General features: G+C 39.8%; 2 protein-coding genes. Both read right to left on the reverse strand.

Annotated features, from left to right (window positions below; translation table 11 throughout):
- Positions 1–330, reverse strand: a 330-nt coding sequence (locus DNK84_RS13480) for a transposase (protein WP_208123235.1), incomplete at its 3' end; no start/stop codon positions are given.
- Positions 331–387: 57 nt separating this feature from the next.
- Positions 388–575 (reverse strand): IS66 family transposase (locus tag DNK84_RS13485; RefSeq protein ID WP_162902495.1); only part of this gene is annotated, 188 nt, incomplete at its 5' end.

Here is a 575-nt window from a genome sequence, read left to right on the forward strand (position 1 = left end):
CAAACCTTCAATCCGCGTGCTTCGCTTGGGAACAAGTACAGGATCAAATTCACCTGAGCGATCACGAGGCACATCAATTTCCAATAGGCCATCTTCTGTTATTACGCTTTTTCGTGCCGTGCCGTTACGTGCATTAGCAGAATCGCTACGTTCATGCCTGTCATAACCAAGATGCGCCTTTAGTTCACCTTGTAAAGCACGTTCAACCAGACCTTTGGTTAATTGCTTCAATACGCCATCTGATTTAAATAGATTGGATAAATCAGCACCTGATTCGACAATGAGATCAAGCGCTTGATCTAATGCTTTGTTTTGTTCTTTGTTTTTCATCTTTCGTCCTTAGATTATACGTTTTAACCATTATAACCTATGAAAGAATTTACACAGTTATTTCAATACTCCCGTATATCTTGTCAACTGTGGCCAGTTATTCAAGCTATAAGCAATCGCTTTTCCAAGCTTTGATTGCGGCGGTGTTTTTAACACAACATCATCCAGCATTTTTTTAATCTCATCTAATACAGGTATGGCTTCATCCTGCCTGATTTTAGCTGCTTGCTTATGTGTAAAGCCTT

The organism is Facilibium subflavum (assembly GCF_003574485.1).
Lineage (GTDB): Bacteria > Pseudomonadota > Gammaproteobacteria > Francisellales > Francisellaceae > Facilibium > Facilibium subflavum.